Source organism: Calidithermus roseus (assembly GCF_003574095.1).
Lineage (GTDB): Bacteria > Deinococcota > Deinococci > Deinococcales > Thermaceae > Calidithermus > Calidithermus roseus.
The window spans coordinates 1-5,501 of the sequence record NZ_QWLA01000124.1 but is presented as its reverse complement, the minus strand read 5'-3'; the positions used below and the strand labels follow the sequence as shown (position 1 = coordinate 5,501).

Sequence of the window (5,501 nt, the reverse complement as noted above, 5' to 3'; positions counted from 1 at the left end):
GGGCACGTCTCCCACGTGTTACTCACCCGTCCGCCACTGACCAGCCGAAACCGGTCCGTGCGACTTGCATGTCTTAGGCATACCGCCAGCGTTCACCCTGAGCCAGGATCAAACTCTCCAGTGACAATGGCACCGAAGTGCCAGTTTGGATGTGCCTTGCGGCACTTGTTGGTTCAGTGGTTTCCCGATCTGTGCTTTCAAGGTTCGCGGTCACCCTTAGGCGACGCAAAGAAGAGAGTATCAAGGATTCGAAGGGCTGTCAAGGGGCATTGAGATCATGCCCAGCCCGACCTGCCTCAAAAAGCAGGAAGCCGCCGTAAAAACGGCCCCTTAGCCATGTGCAACGCGCCGCATCAAAGCAAGCTGCGATAGGGACCAGATCCGGTTGGTTCGCTGCCCTTCGGCAACGAAGCAACCCGACCGAAGTTATCCGCGTAGCAAAGGGCGATACCGCCCCTTGGAAGGGAGACGCTTTCTTCGCCGACTGCCAGGGAGGGGTGTGCTCTAGGATCCAAAAAGATAGCCACTGAAGGTTTTTGATTTTGACGATTATCTTTTGGAGTCCGGTATTACCGGGCCTGAGCACGATAGGATGAGGTTCTATGGATTTGCTGGTGGTCGTTCCCCATCCTGATGACGAGGTTTTCGGTGCGGGCGGCACCCTCATCGAGTATGCCGAGCGGGGCCTCGAGACGGGCCTGATCACCCTGACCAAGGGCGAGGCAGGTCGAACATTGGGGCTGTGTGATCCGCAGGACCTGGGTGCCTTTCGTGCTGAGGAATTGCGCAGGGCGGTCGAGGTGCTCAAGATCGGGCACTTCGAGCTGTACGACTTTCCCAATGCCCGCCCCGCAGCAGCCGCGGAAGGCGAAGCCAGAGGAGCGGGGTTTGAAGTCAATCGGGGGGTAGCCGACCACCCGGAGATCGTGGATTTACTGGTGCAGCGCTTTGAAAACCTCAAACCCCGCGCGATCATCACCTTCCCCCCCAACGGCATCAACGGGCACGTGGACCACGTCGCCACCAGCCGCTGGGTGAGTGCGGCAGTGGCGCAGTATGGCGGGCCGCTCAAGCTGTTCTACTATGCGCCGCCCACCCCTTATCCGGGCCACGAGGAAGGTTATCTGCCCCCCACCCATCAGCGGATCATCCCCCTTCACGTCCTGGCCCAGAAGCTGCGGGCGATGGCCCAGCATCGCACCCAGGCCCTCTCGGTGCTGGGGTTCATGGAGCGTTCGGCTGAACGGCTGGCCAAAGAGACCTTTCACCTGGTGGGCTACCAGGGGGAACTACAGAGCGAGCTGCTGTAGAGGAAAAGGCAGCGGTGGGGAAGCCCGAGGCATTAATCACAGCCTCCGGGCCTTTGCTGAGCTAAGCTCCAGAGAGCGGAAAGGGCCACTTTTCCGCTCTCGGAGGCAATGAAACCTGTCCTGCACTTGGGCGCCTGGGGCAGGTCGAGCCAGTGGCGCAACCGACCGAGTCAAGGCAAACCCGTACCGCTGCCGTGGGTGTTTGGTAGCAGGCTTTGGGGTCGGTGAGGCACCCAGCCTGGCTGGCTATGTCGTTTTTGGCTGATTCCCCATGCGCCGGTCCAGGCTCGAGCGAGGCCCCCCATGCGCATCGGAATCCTCTCGGACATCCACGCCAACCTGCCCGCCCTGGCCGCGGCGCTGAGCTGGCTGTCCAAACAGCAACTCGATCACATCATCGCCGTCGGGGACATCGTGGGCTACGGCCCCCACCCCAAGCCCGTCATCCGCATGCTCCAGCGCTTCGGCGTACAGTGCATCGGAGGTGGCGCCGACATGCGGGTGGCCTTTCGGATGCTCTCGAGCGCCCCCCGCAGCAGGATCTCCGACATGACCCTGCGCTGGACCATCGAACAGCTTGAGGAGCCCGAGCTCGGCTTTCTGAAAAGCTTGCGCTACCGCTACCACACTCCGCTGTCCAAGGGCCAGCTCATAGCCTTCCACGGCACCCCCGAAGACCCCGAGGTCAAGATCGACCTCGAGCTGCCCGCCCCCGACCTGCTCCCCCTGTTCGAGCGCTTCGACGCTGCCTGCGTGGTGGCCTCGGGCAGCCACCTGCCCTTCCAGCGCAGGCTGGGTGAGCGCTTGCTCATTGACCCCGGCTCGGTGGGACTGAGCCTGGGGGGAGTACCCGGGGCTGACGTGGCGGTGCTCGTGGACACCCCTCAAGGGGTCAGCGTCGAGTTCAAGAAGCTGCCCTACGACACCGAATGGGTGGCTCAGGACATGGCCCTCCTCGGCTTTCCCCCGCCCCTGATCGAAGCCGTCCGCCAGGGCACCTTTAATCCCTCGGGCAACACCGTTTCCAACGCGACCATCGAGTGGGTGCCGCCCGTGCGCACTTGGGGGTAGTCGGTGGCAAAAGTGCGCCAAACGCTGAACGCTCCAAAGCACGACCCCACGGCGTCTGGCGTTTTGCATTTGGCGCTGGCGATGGGCTACTGACCATCGACCGAAGCCTATTTGCGCACCACCTCGGCGTCGGCGGGGTATTTCTTGAGCTGCCTGGCGGTGAGGTTGACCCGCTTGAAGTTCTTGAAGTTGAGTTCGGCCAGGGTTTTGCCGCTGGAGTCCTTGAGGACGAGCGAGAGGGGGCGAGGGTCGGCTTTGAGCACCACGATCTCCATGCTGGCGTAGCTCTGCGTCTTGTCCTTGGGTACTCCCGCGAGCTTCCAGGCGGCTCCCTCGGGTGTTTTCTCCTCGCCCAGCAGTTTCAGGCTGACCTGCTCGCTGATCTGATCGAAGTCGCCCAGGCTGGTGAGGTTCACGCCTAGGCCCTGGATGTTGGCCCTGGCGCGCGGCTGGATGATGAGCTGGTTGGTGAGGAAGAGGTAGTTCCACACCTCCTTGTCGGAGATCACCACGAAGTTGCCCTCCAGCGAGCCCGGCTTTCTGAACTCCACGCGGGCGAGTTGCTCTTTGCCGGGCAGCACCTGCAGGCGGAACTCGAGGTCCTGGCTCGAGCCGTCGGGGAGCTGGGCCTTGCCGCTGACGGTAGCCTCCCAGGGCGCTTTCTCCAGGTTGGCCTGGACCTGCTTGGTGATCTCGGCGGGGCTCTGGGCTCCCACCCAGCTCAAGGCCACGAACAGCACGCCGAGGAGGGCGCGTATGGCCTTCAGCCGCTGGCTATCAACGTATTTGGGCGTTTGGCGTTGGGCATTGGGCGTGTTCACGGATTCCTCCATATTTCTTCGTCAGGGTAGGGCAGGGGAGATGAGTCGGATTTGACCTATGCGAGAAAGCTCAGTCAAAGATGAAGGTGTACCGCAGCCAGACCATCCAGCGCTGGTTGCCGTTGTCATAGCTCACGTCCCCGCGCAGGTTCTGGCCCTCCAGGCTGGCGGCGGCCTCGAATGGCGCTCCGCCCAGCGGAATGGTGCTCATCAGGCGAAGGCGCAACTCCTCCTGGAAGAGGCCGAGCTCGAGGCGACTGACCCAGCCCAGCCGCAGCGTGGCGTCGAGCAGGGTGTCCTCCTCGCCCAGCTCGCCGCGCCAGCCCAGCAAGGCGTAGGCCCCCATGCGAAAGCCCAGCCCGGCCAGGTAGGTCGCCCCGCCTTCCCGCAGCGCCCAGGCCCCCTCCAGGCCCAGCGTCGAAGCCTGGAAGATCGCCCCGGGCACGTCGCCGGCATAGGCCAGCGAGGCCCGCAGGGTGTGGTTGGGGTCGAGCCGGTAGCTAGCACCCAGGTTGCCCGCGAAGCCGCCGAAGTTGCGCTCCCCGGCCCACAGGAGCGCGCGAGAGGCGGAGGCATAGCCCACTCGAGCCTCCAGCCCGACCTGGGCGAGGCTGCCGCGCAGGTAGGCTTCCGCGCCCCAGCCTAGCGGCTGCAGGCCGAAGCCCAAGTCGGCCCGCGCCCCGAACACGAAACGCCCGGCGGGGCCGAACTCGAGGTCGTCCTCCAGGCCAAAGCCCACCGCGTCGCGCTTGAGCCGGGCGCTCAAGGTGAGGCCGCCCGCCTCGAGGCTGCCCTCGAGGGTAGGCGTGAGGTAGCCCGGCGAGGCGAACAGCCCCACGCTCAGGCTCTGGGCCTGGCTGGTGGCTAGCAGGTGGGCACCCACCGTCACGACCAGCGCGAAAAACCAGCCCCACGACCCGCCCCCAGGGAAGTCGCCGGTGACCGATGGCCGATAGCCAAAGCGCGCCAAATGCAAAACGCCAGACGCCGTGGGGTCGTGCTTTGGAGCGTTCAGCGTTTGGCGTTTCACGTATGACGTACGACGTACGACATTCGATACCGACATCATTCCAGGCTCCAATCTACACCGCGAGCTGCTTGCGGAAGCGGCTCGAGGCCAGCAGCAGCACCAGGCCGCTGAAGATGGTCAAGGCCAGGAAGTCCAGCCACAAGAACTCCCAGCCCACCCCCCGCAGCATCACCCCGCGCAGCCCCTCGATGAGGTAACGGGCGGGGATGAGATAGGAGATGGCCTGGAACAGCGTGGGCATTCCCTCGATGGGGAAGACGAAGCCCGAGAGGAAGATGGTGGGGAAGGCATAGGCGAAGGTGCCGAACACCGCCTGCACCTGGGTGCGGGCCAGCGTCGAGATCAGCACCCCCACCCCCAGCGAGCCGAAGAGGAACAGCAGCATCAACAGCAGCAGCCACCCCACGTTGCCCCGCACCGGCACCCCGAAGACCCAGTGGCCCACAGCCAGTACCAGGATGGCTACGAAGAAGGCGATCCCCAGGTAGGGCAGCACCTTGCCCAGCACCACCTCGTAGGGCTTGATGGGTGTGGCGATGAGGGCTTCCATCATGCGACTCTCGCCCTCGCGCACGATGGAAAGCGCCGTGAGGAGCACGCTGAATTGCGTGAGGATGAGGCCGATGATGCCGGGGATCATGAACCAGGCCGTTTCGTTATCGGGGTTGTAGAGGGTGTGCAGCGAGGGCGTGAGGGGCGGGGTGACGGCCTGCCCGGCCAGGGCCTTGCCCGCCAGCAGGCGGCTGTTGAGGTCGCCCAGGGCCTTGCGCAAAGCGGCCTGGGCCTGGAAGGCGAAGTTAGGGTCAGAGCCATCGACGTAGACCTCGACCACCAGGCTCTTATCCTGCCGCACGGTCTGCAGGGCCCCCTCGGGGATCACCAGCCCCACCCGCGCCAGGTTCTCGTCGATGGCCCTGGGCACGTCTTGGGGGGTTGGTGCGCTGTAGGTCAGCCGGAACTTGCCCTCCTTGACCAACTCCTGCACCAGCGCCTGGCTGATGCGGTCGCTCGAGGCGTCGTAGACAGCCAGGCGGATGCCCGAGAGGGTGAAGTTGATAGCGTAGCCGAACAGCAGCATCATCATCACCGGCAACCCCACGATCAGCCGGGGCAACACGTGGTCGCGGCGGATCTGGGTGATCTCCTTGTGGGCTACGGCCAGCATCCGGCTCATACGGCACCTCCCGCTTGCAGGAGGGACTGGCTCCGCCGCGTGAGCACCACGAAGACGTCCTCGAGGCTGGGTAGGGTGGGGGAGAGCTCGAGGGG

Annotated in this window: 5 protein-coding genes, 1 rRNA gene and 1 riboswitch; of the genes, 2 read left to right on the top strand and 4 right to left on the bottom strand. The window is 64.5% G+C overall.

Annotated features, from left to right (window positions below; translation table 11 throughout):
• Positions 1-124: ribosomal RNA gene (locus Mrose_RS17765) — 16S ribosomal RNA — on the bottom strand; the annotation flags it as partial.
• Positions 125-602: 478 nt separating this feature from the next.
• Here Mrose_RS17765 and Mrose_RS17760 point away from each other — a divergent pair.
• Both Mrose_RS17760 and Mrose_RS17755 read left to right on the top strand, forming a co-directional pair.
• Positions 603-1,310, top strand: a complete 708-nt coding sequence (locus tag Mrose_RS17760; RefSeq protein WP_119280537.1) for a PIG-L deacetylase family protein — start codon at positions 603-605, stop codon at positions 1,308-1,310.
• A gap of 92 nt (positions 1,311-1,402) precedes the next feature.
• Positions 1,403-1,486: riboswitch (cyclic di-GMP riboswitch) on the top strand.
• A gap of 127 nt (positions 1,487-1,613) precedes the next feature.
• The gene (locus Mrose_RS17755; RefSeq protein WP_119280535.1) at positions 1,614-2,381 is read left to right on the top strand and encodes a metallophosphoesterase family protein; all 768 of its coding nucleotides are present in this window, start codon (positions 1,614-1,616) and stop codon (positions 2,379-2,381) included.
• Between the two features lie 107 nt (positions 2,382-2,488).
• Here the strand turns inward: Mrose_RS17755 and Mrose_RS17750 are convergent, their stop codons facing one another.
• The 3 genes from Mrose_RS17750 to Mrose_RS17740 form a co-directional block, all read right to left on the bottom strand.
• Positions 2,489-3,202, bottom strand: coding sequence for an outer membrane lipoprotein carrier protein LolA (locus tag Mrose_RS17750; RefSeq protein WP_338025240.1), 714 nt, complete (start codon positions 3,200-3,202; stop codon positions 2,489-2,491).
• Between the two features lie 70 nt (positions 3,203-3,272).
• Positions 3,273-4,172 carry a hypothetical protein gene (locus Mrose_RS17745; RefSeq protein ID WP_182482901.1) on the bottom strand — a complete coding sequence of 300 codons (900 nt, stop codon included), beginning with the start codon at positions 4,170-4,172 and terminating at the stop codon, positions 3,273-3,275.
• Positions 4,173-4,284: 112 nt separating this feature from the next.
• Entirely contained in the window at positions 4,285-5,406 is a 1,122-nt protein-coding gene (locus Mrose_RS17740; RefSeq protein WP_119280529.1) for an ABC transporter permease, read from the bottom strand.
• Between the last annotated feature and the right edge of the window lie 95 nt (positions 5,407-5,501).

Bases quoted from the DNA above. Each gene is read 5' to 3' on its own strand.
- Mrose_RS17760 (WP_119280537.1), top strand. From the start codon at position 603: ATGGATTTGCTGGTGGTCGTTCCCCATCCTGATGACGAGGTTTTCGGT.
- Mrose_RS17755 (WP_119280535.1), top strand. From the start codon at position 1,614: ATGCGCATCGGAATCCTCTCGGACATCCACGCCAACCTGCCCGCCCTG.
- Mrose_RS17740 (WP_119280529.1), bottom strand. From the start codon at position 5,406: ATGAGCCGGATGCTGGCCGTAGCCCACAAGGAGATCACCCAGATCCGC.